Below are 26,635 nucleotides of genomic sequence, written 5' to 3'. Positions count from 1 at the left end.
CTAAGCCGTCGGGCCGATCCTCCCGCCCACATCCTGCGGCGCCAGCGCAACTGTCTTGATCACGGCATAGCATCGCGCGCCTGGTTGCAAACCAAGCCCCGCGACAGAACGGCGGGTGATCCGCGCGAGCACGATACCTGCCGACGTATTCATCGAGATGATCGCACCCGGCCCGTCCCCGGCGCGGATCGTATCGACCGTGCCCGCCAGAACGTTCAGGGCCGACAGCCCCGCCGGAGGCTGGTTGGACAGGATCACCTCTTGCGCGGGGATACGAATGCGAAGCTCTGCACCGATCTGATGCGAGATACGCGGCAGAAACAGAGATTCTCCACCCGCGTCCAACTCGGTCAAACCGTCCTCATGATGGGCCCGAACACGCACTTGCAGCACCGCGCCAACCGCGCGCACGCCCGCAGGTGTAACGGACGGATCGGCCAGCACTTCAGAGGCCGGACCATGGCGCCCCACCTTGCCATCCTGCAGTGCAACAACCGAAGTTGCCAACCGCGCGACCTCGGCTGCGGAATGGGTGACATAGAGAATTGGAACCGAGACCTCATCCCGAAGGCGCTCAAAGTAAGGCAGGATCTCGGCCTTGCGGCCTTCATCCAACGCAGCCAGAGGTTCGTCAGCCAGAATTAGGCGTGGGCTGGCCAGCAAGGCGCGCCCGATCGCGACCCGCTGCTTCTCCCCCCCGGACAAACCAGCCGGGCGGCGGTCGAGCAGATGACCGATGCCCAGCATTTCGATCACCTTGTCCGGGTCCTCACGCTTTGCAGGCCGCGGTGCAAACCAGCGCCCGAAAGACAGGTTCTGTCGCACGGTCAGGTGAGGGAACAGACGTCCTTCCTGAAAGATATAGCCGAGCCTGCGTTTATGCGGCGGCAGCCAAAGCTTGGTGTCCGTGTCGAAAAGGACCCAATCATCCACGGCGACGCGCCCGGCCTCGGGTCGCAACAGACCCGCCACGGCGTTTACCACCGTTGTCTTGCCCGACCCTGAGCGCCCGAACAGAACCGTCACACCCGGCGGAGCCTCAAAGCTGAGGTCCAGATCCAGCCCAGCAAGGCTGTGGCGCAGGCTAACAGACAAGCTCATGATCCGGCCACCCGCGCCGCCGCACGGCGCCCGACATATTCTGACAGTAGCAAGGCCCCCATCGCGATGATGATCGAGATGACGACCAACCGGGTCGCCGCTGCCTCACCCCCCGGCACCTGCAGGAAGGCGTAGACGGCGGATGGCAGTGTTTGAGTCTGGCCCGGAATGTTCGACACAAAGGTGATCGTGGCCCCAAACTCGCCCATCGCCTTGGCAAAGGCCAGAATCGCCCCCGCGATGACCCCCGGCAGGATCATCGGCAACGTCACCGTCGCAAACACCCAAGGGCGCGAGGCCCCCAGCGTAGCCCCCGCCTGTTCAAGCCGAGGGTCAACGGCCTCAATCGACAGACGGATGGCCCGCACCATCAAAGGGAACGCCATGATCCCAGCCGCCATCGCAGCGCCCGTCCACCGGAAAGCAACAACGATCCCGAACTCGGCCAATATGCGCCCGATAGGACCCTGAATGCCGAAAGTCAGCAGCAGCAGGTAGCCGGTGACCACGGGCGGCAGGATCAGGGGCAAATGCACCAGACCATTCAACACCTGCCGTCCCGGAAAGCGCCAGCGCGCCAAAGCATAAGCCACGAATATCCCAAAGGGCAAAGTCGCCAGCGTTGCCCAGAACGACACCCGCAGGGACAGTTTCAGCGCCTCAATCTCGGCAGGGCCCAACCAATCCATAAGGCTCACCGTTCAGGCAGAGAGAACCCCTGCCCCTCGAACACATCCGACGCGAATTCGCTTTGGAGAAAGGTCAGAAAATCCTGCGCCTCTGGCTTGGCAAAGGACGTCTCGGCGACCGGGTAAATGATGGGCGGGTGGCTGTCCTCTGGGAATCTGCCGACAATACCAACCCGCGCGTCAGCCTGAGCGTCCGTCCGGTAGACAATACCCATCGGTGCCGCCCCGGTCGCGACCAACGCCAGTGCAGCACGCACATTGTCCGTTTGGGCAATCTGATGCTGCACTGCGCCCCACAGGCCAAGGTTCTGCAACGCGGCCTTGCCGTAGATCCCTGCGGGGACGGCATCAACCAAAGCCATGGCAAGAAAGCCGCCCTCAAGCTGTTCGGCCAAATCATAAGTCGCCGAGACCTCGCCAATAGGCGTCTGCGCCGCCGCTCCGATCAGAACCAACCTATTGCCCAGTAGGGCGACTCGGGTTTCGGGTTTGATCACACCATCCTGCTGCAACACATCCATCCAATCCTCATTCGCGGACATGAACAGATCAGCCGGAGCGCCTTGCTGCAACTGACGCGCAAGAACCGAGGACGCGGCATATGAAATCGTGACATCGTTGCCGGTTTCGCGCTGATACGCGGTCGAAACCTCATCCAAAGCAGTCTTCAGACTGGCCGCCGCAAACACCAAAACCCCATCTGCCCCGGCCCGAAGCGGTGCCAGAAAACACGCGCCAAGCACCAGCGCGGCCACAAGAAAACGGCGAGGGGAGTGTCGGGCCATATCCTCTCCGGCCTGAGGGGTTTCGGTCCCTACCGGAGATATCGGAGGCAACAGGCCCCGCGCAAGCGCCTTTCCGTCTTTGCCTTCAATCGGGTGCGCAGTGATGCCTTTGGTGGTACAGGCAGCCCTCGCTGACGCGTCACCCGAAGAAAGGTAAGAAATTCGCGCAAACCCTCTTGCACCCGCCCTCAGGCTTGGCTACATGCACCGTCACGGGTGATTAGCTCAGTTGGTAGAGCGCTTCGTTTACACCGAAGATGTCGGGAGTTCGAGTCTCTCATCACCCACCATCCTTCCTTTTCACGACACGCGACCTACCACAGCATTCCTGTGTCTAGGTTGCAACCGGTTGCAACACTGCTGGCTTGGTGCATAATGCTGGCACCATGACACTGCCCAGCGCCAAATCCGCCCAATCGCCTGCAAGGCATCAGACATGAGCGTCACCCTCAAGGATGTCGCCGCGCTGGCGGGTGTGTCGCGATCAGCCGTTTCGCGTACCTTTACCGAAGGGGCCTCGGTTTCAGCCAAGACCCGTAGCAAAGTGGAAAAAGCCGCGAAAGAGCTGGGGTATAGCCCCAATGCGCTGGCCTCGTCGCTGACAACGGGGCGGACCAAGCTGATCGGGCTGATCTCGAACAACTTCCACAACCCGATCTTTCTTGAGGTTTTCGATCAATTCACACGCGCCCTGCAGGAACGCGGGCTGCGTCCTTTGATCGTGAACCTGACCGATGAGACCGAGCCCGCCAATTCCGTCCGGATGTTGCGGCAATACTCGGTCGATGCGGCCATCGTCGCTTCATCGACCTTGCCGCCGAGCTTTGCCAAGGCGTTCCATGATGCGGGGGTTCCTGTGGTGCATACCTTTGGCCGCTCGGCCACCTCGCCCGAGGTGCATGTGGTTGGCATCGACAACGTGGAATGCGGGCGTATGGCCGCGCGAGAGCTGGTGGCACGGAGGTACACACACGTCGGATATCTTGGGGGGCCGAAGGATGCGACCTCGGCCATGGACCGATATCGCGGGTTCATCGAGGAAACCGCGCAACATGCGAACCTCAAGGTCTCCTATTCCTTCGCGCAGAACTACTCATTCGATGCTGGCAGGGCCGAGATGCTGCGGCTGCTGGGCGACACCCCGGCCGAGGGGTATTTCTGCGGCGATGACATCCTGTCGATTGGCGCGCTGTCAGCCCTCAAGGATCATAAGCTGACGCCGGGGCGCGACATCGGCATTATCGGCCTGAACGATATGGAAATGGCCCGTTGGGAAAGCATCGACCTAACCACGATTCACCAGCCGATCAAGCAAATCATCAACGCCTCGGTGGATCTGATCGAGGAGATGTTGAAAGAGCCTCAGAGATACCCTGAGGCCCGTATCTTCCCCTGCCGGGTGATCGAGAGAGGCACGCTGCGCCCCCGACCGTAACTACCGGAACATTGGCGGACGCGCGTCTTTCCACGCACCGTCCTCTTTGCCCGACGCGACAGCAGCATGAACGGCGGCGATCGAACGCACACCATCTGAAGCGCCGGGCAGACCGTCGCGGGCCTCACCCCGGATCGCATCGGCCAGATCGCAATAGATATTTGCTACGGCCAGCGGGAAGCCCTCGGGGTGGGCGATGGCCACGCGCGACAGTCGTTGCACTTCGTCATGCAGACCACGTTCGCCCTTTTCGATGATCTGGGTGCGCCCACCGACTGGGGTGTAGATCAATTGGTTGGGCTGCTCGGACGCCCAGCGCAAACCGCCAGTTTCACCAAACACTTGAATATCGAACCCGTGTTGCCGCCCGATCGCCACGGACGACGTCCACAGACGCCCAATCGTGCCGCCTTCGGTACGGAAATTGATCATCGCGTCATCCTCCAGCTCGCGGCTGGAAATGGTCGAGGCCATATCCGCGGATAGGGATTTCACCTGATCATCGCAGACGAAACTGGCCATATGCAGCGCATGGATACCGCAATCCGCAAACTGGCCCGAGACACCCGCCATCGCCGGATCATAGCGCCAGCGGACCCGAGGGTTATCAGCATCCGTCGCATCGCCGTGATGGCCATGGCTGAAATTGGTCACCACCAGCCGCACCTTGCCGATATCCCCTGCCCGCACCATCGCGCGGGCCTGCCGGATCATCGGATAGGCCGAGTAGCAGTAGTTCACTGCGCAGATCTTGCCCGAGGCCTCTGCCACGCGCACGATCTCTTCGCCTTCTTCGACCGTCATGGTCATGGGCTTTTCGCAAAGGACGTTGAAACCAGCCTCAAGAAACGCTTTGGCGATCTCGAAATGGGTGGAGTTCGGCGTGGCAATCGTGACTAGATCAATCCGGTCGGGACGGTCTTTTTCCCCTGCCAACATGTCCTGCCAGCTGCCATAGGCACGGTTGGCGTTGATACCCAATCGCTGAGCATATTCACGGCCTACCTCGGGCCGGTGATCCAGAGCGCCCGCCGCGAACTCGAACATCCCGTCCGCCTGCGCGCCCAACCGATGGGCAGGTCCGATCTGGCTGCCTTCGCCGCCACCAATCATGCCCCATTTCAGCTTTGCCATGGTCTTTGTCTCTCTTCAATTTTACCGAGCTTGAGCGATCAGAAATCGCTGATATCTTTCCACTGCCGCTGATCCGATGAGGCCAGTGCAGCCGCCAGCACCCGGTTGACCTCATGCCCGTCGCGGAAGGTCGGCCAGATCGGATTGCCAGTGTGAATGGCCTGCAGGAAATCCTTGGCCTCGATGATGATCTGGTCCTGATAGCCGGTGCCATGGCCGGGTCCCTGACAGAAGGGCTCGTAATCCGGATGGGCGGGGCCGGTCAGGATCTTGGTGAAGCCGCGCTGCCCTTCCGGCCCTTCGCGGCGATAGAGCCAGAGGGCGTTCTGATCTTCCTGATCGAACCGGATAGCGCCCTTGGTACCCGAGATTTCATAGGCATAACCCATCTTGCGGCCCGTCGCGACGCGGCTGAAATAGAGGTTGCCCATCACACCGTTTTCAAAGCGGCACATCATCTGGGCGTGATCGTCATTCGTGACCTCTCCGCCCGGGCGCGTGCGGTGAACAGTTTCGACATCTGCCATGACCTGCGCAATCGGGCCGATCAGCGCCAGCGCGCCGTTCACCATATGCGGGGCCAGATCTCCGATCGTGCCGTTGGCCATGCCGGTCGTGCGCCACGTGGCGGGGGCGTCGGGGTCGGCATAGAAATCCTCGGTATGCTCACCGCGAAACCAGGTGATGTCGCCGATCTCACCATCAGTAATCAGCTGGCGCGCGTATTGGCTTGCAGGGGTGCGGATATAGTTGAAACCCACCATGTTGACGACGCCGGCATCCTCGGCCGCACGTGTCATCGCCTGACTGTCCTCCAATGACGCACCCAAGGGTTTTTCGCACAGAACCGGCTTGCCCAAGGCAAAGGCCGCTTCGGCGATTTGGCGGTGCGTTTCCTGAGGCGATGCGATGACGATCGCTTCTACCTTTGGATCCTCGACCAAAGCGCGCCAATCGTCGGTCGCGCGCCGGAACCCATAGGCCGCGCGGTATCGTTCGGCACTTTCAGGGGACGAGGCGCAAATCATCTCAAGTCGCGGACGCAAAGCAGTGTTGAACACAGCGCCCACGGCGGACATGGCAACAGAATGCGCCTTGCCCATATAGCCGCCACCAACGATTCCAATTCCGATTTCAGGCATCTGTCGCGGCTCCGAACATATTATTTGCAACCGGTTGCAAAATCAGTATCGTGTGAATCGATTCAACGCAAGGTCCAAACTTTGCCGACCCCAACCCGCCGGAGGAATTGAACGTGAGCGCTTTGACCCAGGGCATCAAAGGAAACCGTTTTGCCGTGTTCGGGCGCGTTGGCATGGACCTGTTTGCCGACCCCATCGGTGTCAAAAGCGAAGATGCCGGAACCTTCCATGCGGATCTGGGCGGATCTTCGGCCAATATCTGCGCCGGGCTTGTGAAACTGGGCAGTCAGGCGTCTCTGGTCACGTCCGTCTCGGACGACGCCATTGGACGCTTTTGCCTGAACCGTCTGGCGCAATATGGGGTCGACGCGCAGTATATCCGCGTTCTGGGCGGCGAATATCGCACCTCGCTGGCGCTGTATGAAAGCCGGACCGAGGATTTCCAGAACGTCATCTACCGCAATGGGGCCGTCGATTTTCAGGTCACCGAACAGGATGTGGATCAGGTCCGATACGAGGACTTCACCGCCGTCCTGTCGGCGGGCACGGTTTTTGCATCCGAACCCTCGCGCAGCGCCACGTTCCGGGCTTTCGAGAACGCAAAGAAAGCCGGTCTGCCGGTAATTTTCGATATCGACTACCGCCCCTATAGTTGGCCCTCACCCGAGGTCGCCGCCGACGTGCTGTCCCGCGCCGGAGAGGCCAGCGACCTGATTATCGGCAATGATGAAGAGTTCGGCTTCATGGCGGGCAGCATCGAAAAAGGGTTTGAAAAGGCGCGCGAGCTGGCCAGAAAACCCGGACGCATCGTGATCTACAAAATGGGTGAAAAAGGCGCGGTGACCCTGACAGACGGGCAAGAGATCACCACCGGCATCTACCCGGTCAGCGCCATCAAGCCGGTCGGCGCGGGTGACAGTTTCATGGCAGGCCTGCTGGCCTCGATCGCCACAGGCTATTCGCTGCAAGAGGCCGTCATGCGCGGCTCGGCCTGTGCCTCCATCGTGGTATCGAAACCCGGATGCGCGCCCGCCATGCCCACAACGCCCGAGCTGGATGCGTTTCTGGCCGACCACCCCGGCCCGACCACATAGGAGGCCCCCATGCACATCGCGCCCCATGACAACCAGAACAAAGCCATCGTCGACGTCGACGACCCGCTGGTCCCGCTGAACTATTTCAACATCGTCAAACTCAAGCGCGGCGAGGCGTTCGAATACCAAGTGCCGGGCTATGAGACCTGCATCGCCCCCGCCACCGGCTCGGTGGATGTAGACGTCGAAGGCGTGCAATTCGCCAAACTGGGCAACCGGGACGAGGACGTATGGGATGGTGAGCCAGAGGGCGTCTATGTCCCGGTTGGCGCCAAAACGCAGCTGGTCTGCGTGTCGGACGCGGCCGAGGTTTTCATCGCCGGGGCCAAGTATGACAAGGTTCTGGACCCCTTCGATGTCCGCGAGCATGACCTTGTGCAATACGGCAGCGACGACACCAAAACGCATCGCAAGATCAAACATATCCTGGGGCAAAAACAACAGGACAAGGTCGGCCGCCTGTTGGTGAGTGAGTTGTTCACCGTCGGCCAAGGCGGCTGGTCGGGCTTTCCCAGCCACAAACACGACACCAACCGCCTGCCGGATGAGACCCGCCACGACGAGACCTATAACTTCCGCTTCAAACCCAATTGGGGCTCGGGCCTGCAGATGTTGCAGCGCGAAGACAACGAACCGGGGGATGCCTATCACATCGTCGATGGCTCGACCGTTTGTATCGACAAGGGTTATCATCCCTGCTGCGTGTTGCCGGGATATGAGATGTATTATTTCACCATCCTCGGCGGGCTGACGCAGCGCTCGCTGGTGCAGTATTTCCAACCCACCCATGCCTATCAGGTCGAGACGATTCCGGGCATCAAAGACATGATCGCGAAGTTCAAATGACCCTGGTCACCCTGAAAGACATCCTGCAACCCGCCTATGAACAGGGCTATGCCGTCGGTGGACTGGTAACACTCGGCTGGGAGGACATGCGCGCCTATGTGGCCGCTGCCGAGGCCGAAAACGCACCGGTCATCCTGCAAGCCGGTCCCAGCTGTCGCGAACACACGCCCCTGCCGATCCTTGGTAAAATGTTCCGCCATCTGGCCGAGGAGGCCTCGGTCCCCGTGGTCGCGCATCTGGACCATGGTTACACATATGAAGATTGTAAGATCGCGTTGGACAGCGGTTTTACGTCATTGATGTTCGACGGGTCGCGCAAACCGTTGCAGCAGAATATCGACGAGACCGCCGCCATTGCCGAAATGGCCCATGCGGCTGGGATTTCCTGTGAAGGAGAGATCGGGTTCGTCGGCTATTCCGGCGGAGAAGGCTCAAACGGAACTGACCCCGAGGAGGCCGCGAAATTTGCTCGTGAAACAGGCGTGGATGCGATGGCGATCTCGGTCGGGAATGTCCACCTGCAGCAGAACAAAGAAGGCGGTCTTGACGAAGATCGGATCGCTCGGATCGACGCGCTGACCGAAGTTCCGCTGGTGATCCACGGAGGCTCAGGCGTGCCGGTCGAGCAGCGCACGCGCTTGGCCAAAGGCACCTCGATCTGCAAGTTCAACATCGGGACCGAGCTGCGCATGGCCTTTGGCAACGCCCTACGCGACGCCGTGAATAGCGATCCAGACCGGTTCGACCGCGTGACCATCCTGAAAGAGACCCACGACCCGGTCGAAGCCGCCGCCCGCACCGTCATCAGCGCCTTTGGGGCACCGCCTCAAAGATAGCGAGATCGGGATGTAAATGGCTATGTAGTTTAACCCTGCGACTAGATAGATTGTCTTTCTCAGGCAACGTTTGTGTATCTGGGGGAAAAGTGGTCCTTCGGTCAGCGAGCGGCGAAAGAGGAAAAAAGAGCCCAGAGAGATCGATGCTGCGCTGCGCACCAATGTCTGCTTCAATGGTTCTTGGTTCTGCGCTAAGAACGTAAGCACTTCGTGCAAACCCGACCGATGGCAACAATTTTGGCGACTCAAAATCCGATCATACGCCCCGCGCAGGCGGCGGACGCCAATGCCTTGGCGACCTGTATCGACGCGGCATATGGAAAATACGCCGAGCGCATCTCCGATCTCCCCGCTGTTTCCGACGGATGCGCGCAAGACATTGCCGACAATCAGTTTTGGGTCGTCGTGCAAAGCAACGAGATCATAGCTGGTCTCGTTCTTGTCGCCGGTGATGGTTTCATGAAACTTGCGAACCTTGCGGTTCATCCCGACCATGTCGGTGAGGGTCTGGGACGTAAACTGATCGAACTTTCAGAGCGCGAAGCAAAACGGCAAAGATTCAGTGAAATGCGTCTGAATACCCACGTCGACATGCCCGAGAATGTTCGACTTTACCAGCACTTGGGGTGGGCTGAGGTTAGTCGAAGTGGTAACACAGTCTCGATGCGAAAGCACGTGGCCAGTGACTGACTAAAGCGTGCTTGCCCTGATGGTTGCCGCAATGGTCCTAGCTGCGCTGGAAACAAGAAGCGGCCGTTCACACGGAGTTCTTGATTGGCAGTTTTATCCGCCTCTCGTCACCTGATGGATTCGTTTTGAATGACAGCCTTCTGCAAAGCTGCGTTCAGGTGCCGAACTATCGGCCAAAAAAAGGTCAAGCCGGTGCTTCATTGATATTTCCAGCGACTGGAAAACACTTGCTTGGTCCGTGCCGAACGATCAATCTCAGTCTAGATCGAGCCGCCCTCGACCATGAAGTTCCCGGCGCTGCACATGGCGGCGTCGTCCGAGGCCAGAAATACCACCATCCGCGCCACGTAGACCGGGTCGATCGGGTCCGGCAGACATTGGCGGTCAACCTGTTTTGCCAGCGCCTCGGGCGTGACCCACAGGTCCTTCTGGCGTTGGGTCATGATCCAGCCGGGGACAACGGTGTTCACGCGGATCCGGTGATCCCCCAGCTCGCGCGCCATGGTTCGGGTGAGGCCATGAACCGCGGATTTGGCGGTGGCATAGGCAGGGAAACCTGCGCCGGCTTCCCACCAGGAATTCGACCCCAGATTGACTATGGAGCCTGCGCCCCGTTCGATCATTGCGGGGGCAACCGCCTGAATGGCAAAGAACATATGGCGGATATTGGTCGCCATGCGTTCATCCCAATAGTCCGCGGTAACCTCGCGCCAGTCATGTCGGTCATCTTGTGCCGCGTTGTTGACCAGAACATGCGCTGCGCCCAGTTCCTCGGTCAGTTGCTCCAGCGCATCGCGCAACGCATCGATATCGCGCAGATCGCATTGGGCGAAGGCATGCTCGCCTTCCAACTCCGCCAGCAACTCATGGCCCGCATCCGCGTTGAGGTCCAGAAACCCCACCTTGGCCCCCTGCGCAGCAAAGGCCCGAACTGTTTCGGCTCCGATCCCACCAGCCCCGCCGGTGATGAAAACGATCTTGCCGTTCAGACTGGGGTAGGTGGCAAATTCTGGGGTCATCCGTCACGCTCCATGATCCATTCGACCTCGGGGGCCGCAACAAAGCGCCATTTCCGCAAGGGTCCGGCCATGACGTTCAGATAGTACATCTCAAACCCATAGGGTGCTCCGCAAGGGTGGTGTCCGCGCGGAACGGTCACAACATCGCCATCCGAGACCGCCATCGTCTCATCCAACTGGCCGTCATCGGTGTAGACGCGCTGAATCCCAAACCCGTTCGCCGGGTTGAGGCGGTGGTAGTACGTTTCCTCAAGATAGGTGATGCGCGGGAAGTCATCCTCATCATGGCGGTGACTGGGGTAGGAGGACCAATGACCATTTGGGGTGAAGACCTCGGTCACCAACAGGCTATCGGCGTAGTCTTCATTCTCCATCGCGATATTGTTGATATGGCGTGTGTTCACGCCCTTGCCACGCTGGGTCAGGGTAATGCCATCCGGCCCAATCCGCCGGGCCTGATGCCCGCCTTTGCCGGGGGCCGAGCAGACAGCGATGACACAATCGGTTTCGGCCACGGCCTCCCATTCGGTGCCGTTGGGCAGGTAGAGGCAATGGGGCGGCGTTTTCTCAAACACATTCATCCTGTCGCCCAGAACGCCCCAATCCTTCCCGGCGCCAGTGATCTGTGCCTTGCCTTCGACCATGACCAGAATGACCTCACGATCTCCAGTGACCTCGGCCGCCCTGTCGCACGCGCGCAGGTGGTAGAGGCCGAACCCGACATAACGCCACCCGGCGCTGGCCGGAGTGATGTCGTGGACCTTGCCACGGGTGCCGAATGGTTTCTTGAGCAAATCTGCCATGTTGGTCTCCGGTAGTGGGCGGCCCTTAAGACCGCCCGGTTCTTATTTCAGGCGGATTGCCGTGTGGTCAGCGCCGACAGCGCATTCGAAAGCTGCGCCTCAGACCACCCCTCGGCCACAGCGCGTCGCAGGATATCCGCCTGACTGTCCGGCGCATTCCCCCCGACCGGAGGGTCCGTGTCGAGATTGGTTGGGAAAGGATAGCCTTCGGCAGTTGCGGCGATCGCGGCCTCTAGCTGCGTAGCAGTCAGATCGCCCCGCTGTTTCAAGGTGATGAGCGACGGAAACACCGCCTTGGACATCGCGCGGCGATCCACGGCTTCCATCGCCCGACCGAAGGCCGAGGACACCTGAAGCAGGTTTGCCATGCGATGAATGTCCGCGCTGCGGTTTTCGCCCGCAGCATGGAACAGCGCAGGGTTGAAGAACACGGCATCGCCCTTTTGCAACGGCAGCTGTACGTAGTTCTCTTCGAAATGCGCGCGGTGATCCGTGTCGTGGAAGGCAAGATACCCGGGCGCATAAAGCTGCGAGAACGGAAGCAGCTTGGTTGGGCCGGACTCTACCGGCATATCGCAATGCGCTACAGCACCTTGCAACGTCAGAGCCGCCGTTAGAATATGCGCATGCGCGGGATAGCGCGCTGCGCTGTCTGCCGTTTGAAACCCAAGATGATAGTCACGATGCGCTTGCTGTGCCTGCCCGCCGGGACGCACCTGGTTGATTTGCGCCGTGACCTGATAGTTCGGGCCAAGCCAAGCCTCACACGCGGCGGCAATCGAGGTGTTTCCGAAATAGAGAGCGAAGCCCTCGGGGTCGTGCAGGCACTGTTTCTGCAACGCGTTCCAGATGCGGTCATTGGCCCCAGAGGCCGCAAAGTGATCGCCCTCACCCCCGCCGCCCTGACGTTCATCTTCGATGATCTGGCGGAACACATCTGTGGCCCGGTCAATCACACTTGTATCCGGATACGCCTGTTTCAGAGCGATGACGCCTGCGGATTTGGCTAGCACCCAAGCCCATTCGGCCAGCAAAGCCTGCCGCTTTTCTGTTTGCTCAAGTACCGGGCGCAGAGCCTGCATGTCATAGACGGGCACATTGTTTTCCACGGACGCGGCAAAAGGCACCGCGTCCACCAAAAGGGCTTGCGAGGTCAACACCTTGAATTCATCCAGATCACAGGATTCCCGGTCAAAATAGCCGACATATCCGAGGTCTTGATTTACCATGACTTTCTCCTTTTTCATGGCTTCGGTGTTGCCCCTTGGGGCGGTGTGCTAAGCGGTGATCTCCAATCCTGCCTTGCCGCAGACATCAACGATGTGGTCGTAGCCTTTTTTGGAGTACTCATAGGGCGGCGCTTTGGCCGGGTCCTGTTCTGCCTCAACGACGATCCAGCCGTCATAGTCCATCGCTTTCAGCGCATTTGCGACCGCTTGGAAATCAATGCAGCCGTCACTGGGCACAGTGAACGCGCCTGCAATCACGGCGTCCAGGAAACTGCGGTTGTTTTCCCGCACGTCCTGCACGATCGCGGGGCGGATGTCCTTGAAATGCACGTGATGCACGCGGTCGCCCCAACGGTTCAGGGTCGCCATCACGTCGCCACCGCCAAACAACAGGTGACCGGTGTCAAAACACAGTTTCACCTCGGGGCCTGAGCCCTCCATCAGCCAATTCACGTCATCTTCGCTTTCGATGATCGTGCCCATGTGGTGGTGATAGGCCATCGGCATGCCCTGATCACCCATCCATTTTGCCAGTTCGGTCAGCTTGGCCGCGTAGGACAGCACCTCATCCTTTGACAGTTTCGGACGGTCATTGACCGGCGTCCCGATCTGGCCCTGAACAGTGTTGGAGCATTCGGCGTAAACGATGCACGGGCTGTTCAGCGCCACGAACTGTTCTACCTGTTCCCGTACCGCGTCTTGTTCGGTCGCGAAGTCATTGACCAGCGACGCACCGGAACACCAGCCGCCACAAAGCGCGATATCGTTGCCCTCAAGGTAGGCGCGCAGCCCCTCGGTATCGCTGGGCATCCGCTGGCCCCGTTCGACGCCGGTGTAACCAATCTGACGCGACTCCTGCAGCGCTTGTTCCATTGTGTATGCGGCGGTCAGGTCCGGCAGATCGTCATTCTGCCACGCGATCGGAGAGATCCCGATTTTCACGCTCATTTGGTGTTTCTTTCCTTGATGGCAACCTCATAGGCCGCGCGTTTTTCGTTCACTTCGGGGCGGATGCTGACCTCGGGCACCGCGACTTCCCACCATGTGCCGCCATATTCGGTCGAGGGGTAAGGATCGGTGTCGATGACCACCACGTAGGGCCCTGCGATGTCGCCGCGTTTGGCCAGCGCGTCCTCAAGCTCGGCAATCGAGCTGACCTTGACCGAGGTCGCCCCCATCGCCGCCGCATGTGCCGCGAAATCGATGTTCGAGGCGGTTTTGTGGACGGTGTGATCAAGCAGGTTGTTAAACTCGGCCCCGCCGGTGCCCATCTGCAGGCGGTTGATACAGCCAAAGCCCCGGTTGTCGGTGATTACGACGGTGAAGGACACGCCCATCATCGCTGCCGTCGCCATTTCCGAGTTCGCCATCATGTAGGTGCCGTCACCGGTAAAGCAGATCACGTCGCGATCCGGCTGGGCCATCTTGATGCCCATCGCGCCTGCGATCTCATAGCCCATGCAGCTGAACCCGTATTCCATGTGATAAGCCCCGGGCCGTGGCGCTTTCCACAGCTTGTGCAGCTCGCCCGGCATCGTACCAGCAGCACACATCACCACCGTACCGTCATGCGAAGCACGCTGTACCGCGCCGACCACCTGCATATCGGTGGGAAGCGCGTTCCCGTCCCCCGGTGCGTCGGTCAGCGCGTCGACCTTGCCAAACCAATCCGCTTTGAGAGTGTCCGCCACAGGATCAGCATTGTAGCCCTGCAACGCCGCGCCCAGCTCCTGCAAGCCAACACGCGCATCGGATTGCAACGGCATCGCGCCGTGTTTCTCGGCATCATAGGCGGCGGTGTTGAGGCAGATCATCTCGCGCGCAGGGTTTGAAAACAGGCCCCAAGAGCCGGTCGTGAAATCCTGCAGGCGCGTGCCAACGGCCAGCACCAGATCGGCCTCGGCGCAGATGTCATTGGCAGGCTCGCCGCCCGTCACACCAATCGGACCCAGGTTCAGGGGATGATCCCAGGCCAAAGCGGATTTTCCGGCCTGCGTTTCTGTGATCGGGATGTTATGTGTCTCAACAAAGCTCTGCAGCGCTTCTGTTGCATCCGAATAATGCACCCCACCGCCCGCAACGATAACCGGACGTTTGGCTGCGGAAATCGCGGCTACGGCGCGCGCTAGCTCGCCTTCGTCCGGGCGAATACGGCGTTGGAACCAAACGCGCGGTTCAAAGAAACTTTCGGGGTAATCATAGGCCTCGGCCTGCACGTCCTGACAGAAGGCCAAAGTAACCGGCCCGCAATCCGCCGGGTCGGTCATAGTGCGGAAAGCACGCGGCAGAGCGGTCAGCAGATGTTCGGGGCGCGAGATACGGTCATAGTAGCGGCTGACCGGGCGGAAACAGTCATTGGCGCTGATGGTGCCATCGCCAAAACTCTCGATCTGTTGCAACACCGGGTCCGGCCCGCGCGAGGCGAAGACGTCGCCCGGCAACAGAAGAACCGGCAGGCGGTTCACATGCGCCAGCGCTGCAGCGGTGACCATATTGGTCGCGCCCGGCCCGATGGACGAGGTCACCGCCATCGCCCGCGTGCGCCGCATCTGTTTGGCATATGCAATCGCGCAATGCGCCATCGTCTGTTCATTGTGGCCGCGATAGGTGGGCAGCGTGTCTTTGACACCATGCAGCGCCTCACCCAGCCCGGCCACATTGCCGTGGCCAAAAATGGCCCAGACACCTGCGATAAAAGGCTCTCCGGCCTCATTCATCTGGGCACCCAGATAGCGCACCAAAGCTTGCGCTGCGGTCAGTCGGACGGTCTTGCCCATTGTGATCCCTTTCAACACAAGGCCATTCCGGCCAGTTCTGCGATTTTGTCAGATGCCCGAGGGCGCGGCGCTATACCGTTCCGCCCAGCGAGCCTTCGAGCTGGGCCATCTCCTGCCCGCCTGCCATCAGATCCTGAAGCTCCTCCGGGGTGATTTCACCGCGTTTTGCGGTGCCCAGCGTTTTGCCTCGGTTCAGCACGGTAAAGCGATCGCCCACGGCCAGCGCGTGGCGCACGTTGTGGCTGATGAACACCACGCCGACGCCTTGGCTGCGCACCTTGTCGATGGTCGCCAGCACGTTCGAGGTTTGCCGCACCCCGAGGGCCGAGGTCGGTTCGTCCAAAATCAGGATCTTAGCCCCGAAATAGACCGCCCGCGCAATTGCAACCGTCTGACGTTCGCCGCCGGACAAGGTGCCCACGGCCTGATCCGGGCCGCGCAGGTTGATGCCCATATTGCGCATCTCTTCCATGCAGATGTCATTGGCTGCCTCGACGTCGAACCGTTTCAGCAGACCCTTCCCCTTGGTCGGCTCACGCCCCATGAAGAAGTTCCGCGTCACGCTCATCAGCGGGATCATCGCGAGGTCCTGGAACACGGTCGCAATGCCCGCCTCCATCGCGTCGCGCGGAGTGTCGAAATGCAGCGGTTTGCCTTCGAAAAAGATCTCGCCCTTGGTGGGTTTGTGAACCCCGGACATGGTCTTGATGAAGGTCGATTTGCCCGCACCGTTGTCACCCAGCAGACAGTGGCACTCACCCGGTTTGACGTCAAAGCTGACGCCAGCCAGAGCGATGATATTGCCAAAGTGCTTTTCGATGTCTTTCATCTCGACGATGGGCGCGGCATCTGTCGCGTCGCCGTGGTGGAACTTGGTATCTTCGGTCATATCAGCGCTCTCCCGTTACGCGCTTACGGATCGCGTTGTTGAACAGAACGGCGATCAGCAGCATGGCGCCCAGGAACACCTGGAACCAGTCCTGATCGAAATCGGTATAGGTCAGCCCAATGACCACCATCCCGAAGATGATCGAGCCAAAGAACGCCCCAATGGCCGAGCCGTATCCGCCGGTCAGAAGGCACCCGCCGATCACGGCTGCGATGATCGCCTCAAACTCTTTCTGGAAGCCACGGCGCGCATCGGTCGACCCCGCGTCCATCACGGTGATGATCGCCACCAGCGCGGCGCAACAGGCCGTCAGCATGAACAGAGACACCTTGACGCGATTCACAGGAACACCCGAGTTGGAGGCCGCCGTGCTGTCGCCGCCCGAGGCGAAGATCCAGTTCCCGACTGGAGTACGCAACAACACATAGGTCGCGGCCAGCGTGAGGACGATGAACCACAGGATTTCGACAGGGATACCCGGTACTTTCGGTGCGCCGCTTTTGAACGTGTCGATCATGCCGTTGGCGGCCAGCCATGCGAACAGGCCGCCGAATGCTTCGCCGGCGAAGAAAGGCGCCAGCCAGTCATTTTCGACCGCGTCGCGCACACCGCGCAGCTGGGTCGAACCACCCGTGGCCATTTTCAACCCAACAAGGGACAGGCCGCGCAGGATGAACAGAAACGCCAGCGTTACAATGAAAGAAGGCAGGCCCGAACGGATCACGATATTGCCGTTAATCGCGCCGACACAGGCCGCAAATATGAAGGTCATTGGGATGGCAAAGATCAACGGCAATTGCCAGGTCACGACGCAAACCCCGAAAAACAGCCCAGAGAACGCGACCATCGACCCTATCGACAAGTCGAACTCTCCGCCGATCATCAGTAGCGCGGCTCCGATCGCCAGGATGCCCAACTGTGCGGCTGGGGTCATGAAGTTCATGACACCGGCAAGGGTGAACATCGACTCGTCCGCAGTGATCAAAAAGAACAAGAAAACCAGAACGGCACCTGCCATGGCACCCAGCTCGGGTCGCTTCATTAGTTTGGTTAGGAACGGTTCTTTCTTGACCCTTTCGTCCGATACGACGGGCGCTGATTCACTCATGGTTTCCTCCCATTCAGTGAGATCGGCGCACGGGCGCCGATCCTGTTGTTTGTCAAGGCAATGCTGATTTAGCGAATGCCCTGCGAGGACAGTTCGACGACCTGAGCAGCCTTATCCTGCGTGATCAGGTTCGGACCGGAAGGCACATTGCCACCCGGCATCAGGCCGTATTTGGCGTGCAGACCCATGAAGTTCACCGACAGATAACCTTGCAGATACTGTTGCTGGTCGATGGCAAAGGCCGCATCGCCATCAACGATCGACTGCAGGAAGTTGGCGGACAGATCGAATGACGCAACATTCACGTCGCGGCCCGACCCTTTGGCGGCCGCTACGGCAGGCTCACCAGCCGAGCTTGCACCCAAAGCCATGACCGTATCCACGCTTTCATCCGCAGCAAGTGCAGCGGCAACCTTGGATTCGATCTCGGACGGATCGTTCGAGGTCGGCAGAACGGTTACGTTCCCGCCAAATCCTTCTGTGAAGCCTTCGCAGCGCAGGTCCAGCGATACGTTGCCAACCTCGTGGTTCACACAGATCGCGTTGGATCCACCCATCGAGGCCAATTGTTCACCAGCCGCTTTACCCGCGTCGAATTCGTCCTGGCCAACATGCAGAAGCGCACCCAGTTCCTTGGCAACTTCTGCACCAGAATTGATCGAGATCACCGGGATACCCGCCGCAACAGCGCGTTCGATTGACGGGCCAAGCGCATCCGCATCGGGGATCGAAACGATCAGGCCATCGGGTTCCTGATTGACGGCGGCGTCGATCAGTTGGGACATTGCCACCATGTCGAAGGTCTCGGGCGCGCGGTATTCCACGTTCACACCGACATCCTTACCGGCCTGCTCAACGCCGTTTTTGACCACGTTCCAAAATGCGTCATTCGCCTGGCCGTGCGATACAACCACGATCTCCTGTGCAAATGCAGGGGTGGCTAGCGCCAGGGCACCGGCCGCCAACGCGCCTTTTACGAACTTGTTCATTATATCTCCTCCCATAAGAACAGTTTATTTTCTGTCGAGGCGTCAGCCCCAATCATTCGGACGAACCGAATCTCTTGCACTCCTGAAACCGGCGGAGCTTTGCACAGTTTCCGGAAATCCTGTCATTTTGCAACCGGTTTCAAAACTTCGGCAAGATGAACCGGCCTACCGGACTGCGCCGACAGCGTTGCCGCCTCGGCCATAGCGAGGGCTGAAACCCCATCTTCCAGCGACACCGGAACCTGCGCACCCGAGGCCGCTGCCTCCACAAATGCGGCCCATTCGGCCTGATAGGCGGGAATGTAGCGTTCCAGAAAGAAATAGGTAGGTTTGGCCCCGACAACGCCGGCGGAGGTCGATTTGACAACCGTGTTTTCCAGCATGTTCTGCGCCTGCAGAAGACCTTCGGAGCCCAGCAGCTCGATCCGCTGATCGTAGCCATAGGCCGCCCGGCGTGAATTCTTGATGGCCGCGATACGGCCATCCGCATAAGTCATTGTGACAACGGCAGTATCCACGTCTCCGGCCGCGCCAATCTCTGGATCGACGATCGACGAGCCTACAGCTGAAATCGTCGTCGGGACCTCTCCCATCAGGAAATTCGACATGTCGAAATCGTGGATCATCATGTCCCGGAACAGGCCACCCGAAACCTTGACATAGCTCACCGGTGGCGGGGCCGGATCGAACGAAGTGATGGACAACAGTTCAGCCTTGCCGATCTCGCCCGCATCCACAGCCGCTTTCAATGCCGAAAAGCTGGGATCAAACCGACGGTTGAAGCCGATCATCACGGGCTGACCATGTGCCGCAACTGACTGCTGGCAGGAAATGGCGCGCTGGAGGTCCAGATCGACCGGTTTTTCGCACAAAACCGCTTTACCCGCCGCTGTCGCGGCTTCGATCAGGTCCGAATGCGTATCGGTCGGCGTCGCAATCAGCACAGCGTCGATTTCAGGGTCAGCTATGATCTGGTCCGAGGTTCGAACCTCAGCGCTGTGCTCATGGGCCAGATCCTCGGCCGCCTGAGCCATGGCATCCGAGACCGCGCATAGCACACTGCCCGGATGGGCTGATATCGCCCGCGCATGCACCCGCCCGATCCGTCCGGCGCCCAGCAATCCAACCTTCAACATCCAAACCCTCGAATCCTGTTATCTGGCGCAACAATGGATTTTTTTGCAACCGGTTGCAACACTTTTCACGACCTCCAGACTGGCCGCAATTGCATCAATTGGCACAGGCGACACTTAGCACGCCGCCCAGGCATTCGCGCGGAGGCGGAAAAACCCGAGTCTTCCCGGTCACATCTTCTTGGGTCAGCCAGGGTTCGGGTAGATATCCTGATCAAAAACGATAGGCTCACGCCCAATAGCCAGTGGATCAAAACCACAAAGCGAACAGGATGTTGAATGGTACTGCGTAGTTTCTTTGCAATTGACAGCGAAAACCTCGTTGTCACGTCTAGCCCCAGCACGGGAATTGAAGGCACGCCGATCCGCAATAACTCGGACACACCGGACGGTACGATCTTTCAATACAGTGCGGGCGGCGGAACCACGATCACCGTGGATGACACCTCGGGCAATCCGGATGTGTTCGAAGATGATCAGGCCTTTGGACACAGTATCACCGATGGCGGCGGGATCGTGGCCAATGGCACACCTGTCGAATCCGAATCCTTCATCGACATTCGGCAGCTTGACGAAAGCGACCAGCCAACCGGGCCTGTCATCCGGCTGTATGTCTTTTCGCAAAACTTCACGACCTCGGATGTCTGGGGCTTTGCGGCCTCGGAGCGGCTGATAGATGGGGCCTCCTACGTCAAGGTTTCGGGATCGAATGCAGGATCATCGCTGTATTCGGACTATGTGGCTTGCTTTGCTGACGGTACATTGATCGAAACAGCCGACGGCTTGGTTCCCGTGCAGCAGATCCATGTGGGTCAGAAGGTCTGGACACGGGACAACGGCCTGCAGCCCGTTCTGTGGGTCGGGAGCACATCAGTCCCGGCAACCGGGCGATTTGCCCCTGTGGTCTTTGCCCCCAACGCGCTTGGCAACTCGCGCGAACTGGTCGTCTCGCAGCAGCACCGGATGATGATCGACACAAGTGTAGCCGAGCTTCTGTTTGGCGTACCCCGCGCATTGGTGGCGGCCAAATTCCTATGCGGCATGGAGGGTGTATCGATTCGCGAAGGCGGGCATATCAGCTACTGGCATATCATGTTCGATCAGCATCAGATCGTCAGATCTGAGGGCGTCCTCAGCGAGAGTTTTTTCGTATCCCCGACCTCGATCGGAGCGTTGGATCGCCCGCAGCGTGCTGAAATACTGTCACTTTTCCCCGAGCTGCGCGGAAATTCCGACGCATATGGGCCGACGGCTGCACCTATTCTAAAACCACATGAAGCGGCTGTTCTCAGGTCGCATCTATCCCGCTTGAACACCGCAGAAACTCGCGTTGCCGCGCAGTAACTACGGGAATCCCCCAATTTCGCGCGCTGCGCGCATTTGTTAATTATTGGTTACTGATTTACCTACCACTCAGTAACCCTCTTAAGAAGGGCTGGCGCGACCCCCTCAGCCAGCCCTTCTGACCCTTCCCCACCAAAGCGAAGAACGGATCGGACAAACCGCGCGTTTTTTGAGTGAAATGGCGATCCCTGAAGGACTCGAACCCTCAACCTGCTGATTAGAAGTCAGCTGCTCTATCCAGTTGAGCTAAGGGACCGCTGCGCCCTTCTTGCTGGTTTTATGGGCGGGGTTCAAGAGCCAAGCGCATGAAGGCGCTGTTTGGGTCGTCTTCATACCCATAGATCGGGCCGCAATAGGAATAACCCAGCGCCTCATAGAGCTTACGCGCAGCCGCATAGTCTGGTAGGTGCGCCGCACCCGTTTCAAGCACAAGCGCCTCTGTGCCTTCCTTGGCTGCCAGATCAGCAAGATGCGCCATCATCACCCGCGCCAGACCGCGCCCACGTGCGGCTTCGACAACGTGCACCGATTTCACTTCGGCCGTACCATCGGGCAGGGTCTTCAACGCGCCGCAGCCCAAGGCGCGACCCTCTTCGAAAAGACCCCAGAAGCGGATGCCGTCACCCGACAAGGCCTCGGGCCCCATGGTATGATTGCTTTCCGCCGGACCCGCTTGTTCGCTATGGGCAAAATGCGCCTCGATCACAGGGCGCAAGGCATCCGACATGGGGTCGGCCAGTCGAATTTCGATCATTTAGTGCGTCCAGGGGCTGCGACGGTCCGTTGCGAAATTCTCGCCATACCCACGCTGACGCAGGTTGGGCTTGCGCTTGTGCGGCTCGCTGACCTGTACGTCGATACCATTGTCCTTGGCGTAATCCAGCGCCTCTTCCTTAGTATCGAATTTCAGGCGCACCTGGGTCTGAGTGTCATCGGATGAGGTCCAGCCCATCAGCGGATCAACTTCACGCGAAGACGAAGGCGCATATTCCAAAACCCACTTGCGGGTCTTGGCCATGCCCGAGGTCATCGCATTCCGCGAAGGCTGGTAAATCCGTGCGCGCATCTCGCCTCTCCGTACTCACTTGGCTGGCTTTGTTTATGCGTCACAGCATCCATTCGGACAAGTCCGCAATTGTCGCAATTGCGTGCAATGGAAATGCCCCCTTGAACCGGAACAAAAACAGATCAAAATCAGGCGCGAAAGGAATCCCCCTCCATGGCCTATGCTCATTCCGACAAGACCCAGCTGACCTCAGAAGACGTCCGCGCCCGCCTCAAGCTTGAGGGCGGCAAGGCGTTCGTGATGCACACCGATTTTGCGCCTGCCGGGGACCAGCCCACAGCCATAAAAGAGTTGGCGGGCGGCGTTCTGGACGGCGAGCGCGATCAAGTTCTGCTTGGCGCGACCGGAACGGGCAAGACCTTCACCATGGCCAAGGTGATCGAGGAAACCCAGCGCCCTGCCATAATCCTTGCGCCTAACAAGACGCTGGCCGCACAGCTATACGGCGAGTTCAAGGGCTTCTTCCCCGAAAACTCGGTCGAATATTTCGTATCCTACTACGACTACTACCAGCCCGAGGCCTATGTGCCGCGTTCGGACACGTACATAGAAAAAGAATCGCAGATCAACGAACAGATCGACCGGATGCGCCACTCGGCCACGCGGGCGCTGCTGGAACGTGATGACGTGATAATCGTCGCCTCGGTGTCCTGCATCTATGGTATCGGTTCGGTCGAGACCTATGGGGCGATGACACAGGATCTGAAGGTGGGTCATGAGTATGACCAGCGGCAGGTGATGGCTGATCTGGTCGCCCAGCAATACCGCCGCAATGATCAGGCGTTTCAGCGCGGGTCCTTCCGGGTGCGAGGTGACTCGCTGGAGATCTGGCCCGCCCACCTTGAGGACCGCGCCTGGAAGCTGTCTTTCTTCGGTGAGGAACTGGAAACGATTACAGAGTTTGACCCGCTGACCGGCGAACGCGCCGCCACAATGGAACAGGTTCGGGTCTATGCGAACTCGCACTACGTGACGCCAAAACCGACGATGCAGCAGGCGATTATCGGCATCAAAAAGGAACTCCGCATCCGGCTGGACCAACTGGTCGGCGAAGGCAAACTGCTGGAGGCGCAACGTCTGGAACAGCGCACCAATTTCGATCTGGAGATGCTCGAAGCCACCGGCGTCTGCAACGGGATCGAGAACTACTCGCGCTATCTGACAGGCCGCGCACCGGGGGAACCGCCCCCGACCCTGTTTGAATTCATCCCCGACAACGCCATCGTCTTTGCCGACGAGTCCCACGTCAGCGTGCCTCAGATCGGTGGCATGTATCGGGGCGACTATCGCCGCAAATTCACATTGGCCGAACACGGGTTCCGCCTGCCGTCGTGCATGGACAACCGACCCCTCAAGTTCGAGGAATGGGACGCCATGCGCCCGCAATCCGTCTTCGTTTCGGCCACCCCAGCCAAATGGGAAATCGAACAGACCGGCGGTGTCTTCACCGAACAGGTGATCCGCCCCACCGGCCTTCTGGACCCCGAGGTCGAAATCCGCCCCGTATCCATGCAGGTCGACGACCTGCTGGACGAGGTGCGTAAAGTCACCGCCAACGGCTTCCGCACGCTGGTCACGACGCTGACCAAACGCATGGCCGAGGACCTGACCGAATACCTGCACGAACAGGGTATCAAAGTGCGCTACATGCACTCGGACATCGACACGCTGGAACGCATCGAAATCCTGCGTGACCTGCGGCTGGGGGCCTTCGACGTGCTGGTCGGCATCAACCTGCTGCGCGAAGGCCTCGACATTCCCGAATGCGGGCTGGTCGCCATTCTGGACGCAGATAAAGAGGGTTTCCTGCGGTCCGAGACCTCTCTGGTCCAGACCATCGGCCGCGCCGCGCGGAATGCTGATGGTCGGGTGATCATGTATGCCGACAAGATCACCGGCTCGATGGAGCGCGCCCTGAACGAGACCAACCGCCGCCGCGCCAAGCAGATTGCCTATAACGAGGAACACGGCATCACGCCCGAGACGGTGAAGAAGAATGTCGAGGACGTTCTGGCCGGTCTCTACGAAGGCGATGTCGACATGAACCGCGTTACCGCCACGATCGACAAACCGATGCACGGCGCCAACCTCGAGGCACATCTGGACGGCCTGCGCGAGAAGATGCGCAAAGCCGCCGAGAACCTTGAATTCGAAGAGGCCGCCAACATCCGGGATGAGATCAAACGTCTGGAAGCGGTCGACCTCGCCGTCGCCGACGACCCCATGGCACGCCAATGGGCGGTGGAGAAGGCCTCGGAAGACGCGGTGAAATCACGCGGACGCTCAACGGCTGGCAGGTCGGGGCAGCGGGGTGGGAATGTGAAGAGAAGGAAGCGATGAAAGATGTGGGGATTTTTGTCAACTATAGCCCTTGGGCTGATTGCAGCAATGACAACGTTTGCTTTTCAGGCCCGAAGCTGGCGTGAAAAAAACCGTGAAGATATACGCAAGGATGAAAGACAAGCCGCACTTCAAACTGTTGAGTTAATCGGTGACGCGTTTGACAAAAGATACCATGCGCACCGGAAACTTCTAGAAGCCCTCAATGCCGGCGACGAAAACCTGCAAGTCATCTACGCGGAGTACAACAAAGAAGTTGATGCATGGATGACGGCACTATCAAGAATCTCAGCAAGGCTGTCGGTGTACTTCGACCGAGAAACGGCAAACTCATTTGTCTATGAGTGCCACGATCCTTTGAAGGATAGCGGCGACGGTTTGCAACTTAGATATCGGCATGGCTGGGACTTGAGCAGCGTGGACAAAGCTATTGCCTCGCGTATTTTTCCAAATTTGCAGGTGGCTAGAAGGAACTTTCAGAGGTTTCAGCGCGATCTGCTTGAGCGCGTCGAAAACAACGAGTTCGGCTCAGTGCAATACTGGAACAACACACAGCGTGGTAAGTTGGAGGATATTTCAGTGCTGTTTCTAGTCTCAAGACTCTTTGGAGTCGCTAAATAGTTTCAATGTGTATAAATACCGCGCCCGGACAGCGATAGCCCAAGTCGGGGCACAGACCCTTGCCATGCCGATGTATTCTTCTGGTCGTCGTGCTGTAAGTAAGCTGAAATCATTCAAACAGTCGACAACAACTCCAGGTATTGGCCTCGCAAGCAATGAAGCGATAAATGCCGCTTCATTTGTTGAAAGCTGATCGGGTTCTTTCTTGAAAAGGTGATTTGAGGCTGCCTCAAGACCTATCAATCCGCGTCCGAAATAGCTCCTCTTTAAATAAGACAGCAATAGCTCATCCTTGGAGAGCCAGCTATTTATGGCTGCTGCAAGAATGGTTTCCCTAACTTTGCGCGAAATGGTTCTTTCGCGCCTGTTTGTAATAATGCGCACAAGCTGTTGATCCAAGGTGCTTATTCCACCAGGCTTCTGACGCTTGAACGCTCTTTTCACCAATCGAGGTAATGCGCGTAGTTCAAATCCAAGGTGTCGAAAGAAGCGCCGGTCCTCAATGAGCAGAATCATGTGAACGACATCAATGTCCAAGCTTTTGAGAGTGACTGACGAAGCAGTCCAAACTGTCGAGTCCGAGTCAAACTTCACCTCTTCAACAATTTGATCCAAGTCCCAGTTCAACGCACGCAACCGGCGCTTGATGCTTAAGTCCAATCTTGGGGCGTATCTAGTATCCATGACTTCGAAGTATCAGCAGTGTCTTATTTTGGCGAGCACCTATGTAGCGTTGCAATCTTAGCATGTATTTCTTTTTGACTCTTGATCCTCCACTCCACCCTTGCAGCCCAGCGCCCTCTCCTCCACGTTTGAAATCACAAATTGTGATTCCAAACGGTTACCATGACGAACCCCAACACCCTGCCCAGCACGCATGAAGTCCAGAGCGCCATTCACCGGGTGCGCGGCACCCGCGTGGTGCTGGCCGAGGATTTGGCGCAGTTCTATGGAAAATCGGTCAGCGCCTTCAATCAGGCCGTCTCGCGCAACAAGGACCTGTTCGAGGGCTACCGCTTTCAACTGACCGACGCCGAGGTCGCCGATTTGCAATCACAGAATGTGATTTCAAAACCCAAGGGGCGCGGCGGGCGGAGGGTTAATCCTTGGGTCTATACGGATTACGGCGTGGCCATCGCCTCGGCCCTGTTCAAGGACCCGCGCGCGATCAGGATCACCCGGATGATCACCGAGGCCTTTGTCGACGGTGCGAATGCGCTGGCCGAGGCCCCGCGCAGCGTACCGGAAATCCTGACGCCCGAGGACGCCAATGCCCCATTGCTGCCCAATGGAGGACAGCTGCGCGATCTCGCCGAAAACATCCTCGATTCCGGTAAGCAGAGCCTTGTTGACTATATCGCCAGCCCCAGCACCAATCGCAAACAAGCCGTGGCGGCGATCATGAAGACGCTGGCCGAAACTGCCAGCGAAGATGTCCGCACCCAGCAGGAACGCCTGCGCCTGAGCATTGCCCAGCGCCTGGCCACCGGTGACTATGCTGACGACGATGACCGAAAGCGGCTGTTGGACTTGTTGAATGCAATGAAGGGCTAGCCTGTCACACA

Annotated in this window: 26 protein-coding genes and 2 tRNA genes; 10 read left to right on the top strand and 18 right to left on the bottom strand. The window is 59.0% G+C overall.

Features of this window, described 5'->3' with window-relative positions:
* Genes modC through modA form a run of 3 tightly spaced genes read right to left on the bottom strand, consistent with a single transcriptional unit; the run spans position 1 to position 2,575 of the window.
* Positions 1-1,101, bottom strand: a complete 1,101-nt coding sequence (gene modC, locus J7394_RS08990; protein ID WP_209252446.1) for a molybdenum ABC transporter ATP-binding protein — start codon at positions 1,099-1,101, stop codon at positions 1-3.
* Positions 1,098-1,790 carry a molybdate ABC transporter permease subunit gene (gene modB / locus J7394_RS08985; protein WP_170484723.1) on the bottom strand — a complete coding sequence of 231 codons (693 nt, stop codon included), beginning with the start codon at positions 1,788-1,790 and terminating at the stop codon, positions 1,098-1,100. The genes modC and modB overlap by 4 nt, the downstream gene beginning before the upstream one ends.
* Before the next feature lie 5 nt (positions 1,791-1,795).
* Complete coding sequence (gene modA, locus J7394_RS08980; protein WP_209252444.1) at positions 1,796-2,575, bottom strand: molybdate ABC transporter substrate-binding protein; 780 nt, start codon at positions 2,573-2,575, stop codon at positions 1,796-1,798.
* A 214-nt stretch (positions 2,576-2,789) separates the two neighbouring features.
* Here modA and J7394_RS08975 point away from each other — a divergent pair.
* Positions 2,790-2,865 (top strand) — tRNA-Val (locus J7394_RS08975).
* 146 nt (positions 2,866-3,011) lie between these two features.
* The gene (locus tag J7394_RS08970) at positions 3,012-4,010 is read left to right on the top strand and encodes a LacI family DNA-binding transcriptional regulator (protein WP_209252442.1); all 999 of its coding nucleotides are present in this window, start codon (positions 3,012-3,014) and stop codon (positions 4,008-4,010) included.
* Here the strand turns inward: J7394_RS08970 and J7394_RS08965 are convergent, their stop codons facing one another.
* A complete protein-coding gene (locus tag J7394_RS08965; protein WP_209252441.1) occupies positions 4,011-5,144 on the bottom strand; it encodes a Gfo/Idh/MocA family protein in 1,134 nt (377 codons plus the stop codon). It lies immediately after the preceding gene.
* 38 nt (positions 5,145-5,182) lie between these two features.
* A complete protein-coding gene (locus J7394_RS08960) occupies positions 5,183-6,286 on the bottom strand; it encodes a Gfo/Idh/MocA family protein (protein ID WP_209252440.1) in 1,104 nt (367 codons plus the stop codon).
* 113 nt (positions 6,287-6,399) lie between these two features.
* Here J7394_RS08960 and iolC point away from each other — a divergent pair, with 113 nt between their 5' ends.
* The 4 genes from iolC to J7394_RS08940 all read left to right on the top strand — a co-directional run bounded on the left by iolC (position 6,400) and on the right by J7394_RS08940 (position 9,752).
* A complete protein-coding gene (gene iolC / locus J7394_RS08955) occupies positions 6,400-7,380 on the top strand; it encodes a 5-dehydro-2-deoxygluconokinase (RefSeq protein WP_209252439.1) in 981 nt (326 codons plus the stop codon).
* Positions 7,381-7,389: 9 nt separating this feature from the next.
* Positions 7,390-8,226 carry a 5-deoxy-glucuronate isomerase gene (locus tag J7394_RS08950; protein WP_209252438.1) on the top strand — a complete coding sequence of 279 codons (837 nt, stop codon included), beginning with the start codon at positions 7,390-7,392 and terminating at the stop codon, positions 8,224-8,226.
* Entirely contained in the window at positions 8,223-9,062 is an 840-nt protein-coding gene (locus tag J7394_RS08945) for a class II fructose-bisphosphate aldolase (protein ID WP_209252437.1), read from the top strand. The genes J7394_RS08950 and J7394_RS08945 overlap by 4 nt, the downstream gene beginning before the upstream one ends.
* 225 nt (positions 9,063-9,287) lie before the next feature.
* Positions 9,288-9,752 (top strand): GNAT family N-acetyltransferase, encoded by a 465-nt coding sequence (locus tag J7394_RS08940; protein WP_209252436.1) that lies wholly within the window; start codon positions 9,288-9,290, stop codon positions 9,750-9,752.
* 260 nt (positions 9,753-10,012) lie between these two features.
* Here the strand turns inward: J7394_RS08940 and J7394_RS08935 are convergent, their stop codons facing one another.
* From J7394_RS08935 to iolG, 9 genes are all read right to left on the bottom strand, one after another.
* Positions 10,013-10,771 (bottom strand): SDR family NAD(P)-dependent oxidoreductase, encoded by a 759-nt coding sequence (locus J7394_RS08935; RefSeq protein WP_209252435.1) that lies wholly within the window; start codon positions 10,769-10,771, stop codon positions 10,013-10,015.
* Entirely contained in the window at positions 10,768-11,574 is an 807-nt protein-coding gene (iolB, locus tag J7394_RS08930; RefSeq protein ID WP_209252433.1) for a 5-deoxy-glucuronate isomerase, read from the bottom strand. Before iolB ends, J7394_RS08935 begins: the two co-directional genes overlap by 4 nt.
* A gap of 47 nt (positions 11,575-11,621) precedes the next feature.
* On the bottom strand, positions 11,622-12,803 hold the full coding sequence (locus J7394_RS08925) for a phytanoyl-CoA dioxygenase family protein (RefSeq protein WP_209252431.1): 1,182 nt from the start codon (positions 12,801-12,803) through the stop codon (positions 11,622-11,624).
* 48 nt (positions 12,804-12,851) lie between these two features.
* A complete protein-coding gene (iolE, locus tag J7394_RS08920) occupies positions 12,852-13,751 on the bottom strand; it encodes a myo-inosose-2 dehydratase (protein WP_170707335.1) in 900 nt (299 codons plus the stop codon).
* Positions 13,748-15,580, bottom strand: coding sequence for a 3D-(3,5/4)-trihydroxycyclohexane-1,2-dione acylhydrolase (decyclizing) (iolD, locus tag J7394_RS08915; RefSeq protein WP_209252429.1), 1,833 nt, complete (start codon positions 15,578-15,580; stop codon positions 13,748-13,750). The genes iolE and iolD overlap by 4 nt, the downstream gene beginning before the upstream one ends.
* Before the next feature lie 70 nt (positions 15,581-15,650).
* Positions 15,651-16,469, bottom strand: a complete 819-nt coding sequence (locus tag J7394_RS08910) for an ATP-binding cassette domain-containing protein (RefSeq protein ID WP_209252427.1) — start codon at positions 16,467-16,469, stop codon at positions 15,651-15,653.
* Position 16,470: 1 nt separating this feature from the next.
* Positions 16,471-17,577: an ABC transporter permease gene (locus J7394_RS08905; protein WP_209252425.1), complete on the bottom strand. Its 1,107-nt coding sequence runs from the start codon at positions 17,575-17,577 to the stop codon at positions 16,471-16,473.
* A 68-nt stretch (positions 17,578-17,645) separates the two neighbouring features.
* Complete coding sequence (locus J7394_RS08900) at positions 17,646-18,566, bottom strand: sugar ABC transporter substrate-binding protein (RefSeq protein ID WP_209252424.1); 921 nt, start codon at positions 18,564-18,566, stop codon at positions 17,646-17,648.
* A 122-nt stretch (positions 18,567-18,688) separates the two neighbouring features.
* Positions 18,689-19,702: an inositol 2-dehydrogenase gene (gene iolG, locus J7394_RS08895; protein ID WP_209252423.1), complete on the bottom strand. Its 1,014-nt coding sequence runs from the start codon at positions 19,700-19,702 to the stop codon at positions 18,689-18,691.
* Positions 19,703-19,978: 276 nt separating this feature from the next.
* On the opposite strand from iolG, the gene J7394_RS08890 reads away from it, so the two are divergent.
* Positions 19,979-21,043, top strand: coding sequence for a Hint domain-containing protein (locus tag J7394_RS08890; RefSeq protein ID WP_209252422.1), 1,065 nt, complete (start codon positions 19,979-19,981; stop codon positions 21,041-21,043).
* Positions 21,044-21,222: 179 nt separating this feature from the next.
* Here J7394_RS08890 and J7394_RS08885 read toward each other — a convergent pair.
* The 3 genes from J7394_RS08885 to J7394_RS08875 form a co-directional block, all read right to left on the bottom strand.
* A tRNA-Arg gene (locus tag J7394_RS08885) sits at positions 21,223-21,299 on the bottom strand.
* Positions 21,300-21,320: 21 nt separating this feature from the next.
* Entirely contained in the window at positions 21,321-21,797 is a 477-nt protein-coding gene (locus tag J7394_RS08880; RefSeq protein WP_209252421.1) for a GNAT family N-acetyltransferase, read from the bottom strand.
* Complete coding sequence (locus tag J7394_RS08875) at positions 21,798-22,109, bottom strand: ETC complex I subunit (protein WP_209252420.1); 312 nt, start codon at positions 22,107-22,109, stop codon at positions 21,798-21,800.
* A 153-nt stretch (positions 22,110-22,262) separates the two neighbouring features.
* Here J7394_RS08875 and uvrB point away from each other — a divergent pair, with 153 nt between their 5' ends.
* Entirely contained in the window at positions 22,263-24,449 is a 2,187-nt protein-coding gene (uvrB, locus tag J7394_RS08870) for an excinuclease ABC subunit UvrB (RefSeq protein ID WP_209252419.1), read from the top strand.
* A gap of 3 nt (positions 24,450-24,452) precedes the next feature.
* Positions 24,453-25,070, top strand: coding sequence for a hypothetical protein (locus J7394_RS08865; RefSeq protein ID WP_209252417.1), 618 nt, complete (start codon positions 24,453-24,455; stop codon positions 25,068-25,070).
* Here the strand turns inward: J7394_RS08865 and J7394_RS08860 are convergent.
* Positions 25,044-25,754: a biosynthetic peptidoglycan transglycosylase gene (locus J7394_RS08860; RefSeq protein WP_209252415.1), complete on the bottom strand. Its 711-nt coding sequence runs from the start codon at positions 25,752-25,754 to the stop codon at positions 25,044-25,046. The genes J7394_RS08865 and J7394_RS08860 overlap by 27 nt on opposite strands.
* A gap of 162 nt (positions 25,755-25,916) precedes the next feature.
* Here J7394_RS08860 and J7394_RS08855 point away from each other — a divergent pair, with 162 nt between their 5' ends.
* A complete protein-coding gene (locus J7394_RS08855) occupies positions 25,917-26,624 on the top strand; it encodes an ORF6N domain-containing protein (protein WP_209252413.1) in 708 nt (235 codons plus the stop codon).
* Positions 26,625-26,635 lie beyond the last annotated feature (11 nt).

This window comes from Ruegeria sp. R13_0, from assembly GCF_017743995.1.
In the GTDB taxonomy this organism is placed as follows: Bacteria; Pseudomonadota; Alphaproteobacteria; order Rhodobacterales; family Rhodobacteraceae; genus Ruegeria.
This window is presented reverse-complemented; position numbering and strand designations above follow the sequence as displayed.